Below are 1468 nucleotides of genomic sequence, written 5' to 3'. Positions count from 1 at the left end.
CGCACCCCGCGCAACCGACAACCGCTCCAACAACACCAACCCCACACCCTCAGCCAGAACCGTCCCATCCGCATCCGCCGAGAACGCCTTGCAACGGCCGTCCGGAGCGAGGTTGCGCTGCCGGTGGAAGTCCACCAGCGGGTCCGGTGTGCACAGCACCGTCGCGCCTCCGGCCAGGGCCAGCGAGCACTCACCGCGGCGGATCGCCTGCGCGGCGAGGTGCAGTGCCACCAACGAGGACGAACACGCCGTGTCCACCGACAGCACCGGCCCCTCCAAGCCCAGCACGTAGGCGATCCGACCGGAGGCGATGCCGGCGGCGTTCCCGGTGCCGAGCAACGACAACGGGTCGATCCCCGCCCGCTCCAACACCTCCCACGCACCCTCCAGCAACAAACGCTGCTGCGGATCCATCGCCAACGCCTCACGCGGACTCACCGAGAACAGGTCGGCGTCGAACCCGGCGACGTCGTCCAGGAAGCCACCGCGGGGCGGGACCGTCGAGTCGCGCAGGTCCCAGCCCCGGTCGCCGGGAAAGGGGGAGAGCGCGTCCACACCCCGGTCGAGCAACCGCCACAGTTCCTCGGGCGTGGTGACGCCGCCGGGCAGCCGGCAGCTCATCGCGACGACCACCACCGGGTCGTCGTCCTCGGCCCGTGCGATCACCGGGACCGCGGCCACGTCGCGTTCGAGCAGTTCGTCCTTCAGCCGGCCGGCCAGCGCCACGGTCGTGGGCCAGTCGAAGACCAGGGTCGGGGGCAGCCGAAGGCCGGTCGCCTCGGCCAGCCGGTTGCGCAGCTCGATTCCGGTCAGCGAGTCGAAACCCAGTTCCCGGAACGCCCGATCGGTGTCGAGTGCGACGGGCGTGGGGTGCTTGAGCACGGCGGCGGCCTGCGTCCGGACCAGGTCGACCAGCAGCCGGTCGCGGTCGTCCTCGGTCGCGTCCAGCAAGCGCCGGCGCAGCCGGGCCGCCGCGGAGCGCCGCGTGCCGGGCTTGGTCGGGCCGCCGACCAGGCCGTGCAACAACGGGGGTGCGGCGCCTTGCCACGCGGTGAGGTCCAGCCCTATCGGCAGCAGCACCGGCTCGTCGGCCGCGCAGGCGAGGTCGAACAGGGCGAGGCTCTCCGCGGTACCAAGACCGACCACACCCGTCTCGGCCATCCGCGCGACGTCGACCTCCCCGAGGGCATCGGTCATGCCGCTGCGCTCGGCCCAGAGCCCCCAGGGCAACGACCTCGCCGGCATGCCTTGGGCATGGCGGCTCTGCGCCAAGGCGTCGAGGAAGGTGTTGGCCGCCGCGTAAGCGGCCTGACCTGGCCCACCCAGCACACCGGCAGCGGAGGAGAACAGCACGAACTGCGCCAGATCACGGTCCCGGGTCAGTTCGTGCAGGTGCCAGGCCCCGTCCACCTTCGGCCGCAACACCGCACCGACCCGCTCGGCAGTCAACCCCCCGACCACACCATCG

The 1468-nt window shown here is 72.1% G+C and carries 1 protein-coding gene; it reads right to left on the bottom strand.

Annotated features, from left to right (window positions below):
- On the bottom strand, window positions 1-1468 hold a 1468-nt coding region (locus OQ02_RS46895; RefSeq protein ID WP_033443738.1), incomplete at both ends, for a beta-ketoacyl synthase N-terminal-like domain-containing protein.

Origin of the sequence: Saccharothrix sp. NRRL B-16314, from assembly GCF_000716595.1 — a bacterium.
Lineage (GTDB): Bacteria > Actinomycetota > Actinomycetes > Mycobacteriales > Pseudonocardiaceae > Actinosynnema.
Note: the sequence above shows the minus strand (reverse complement) of the source record. Positions and strands in the feature narration are given on the sequence as shown.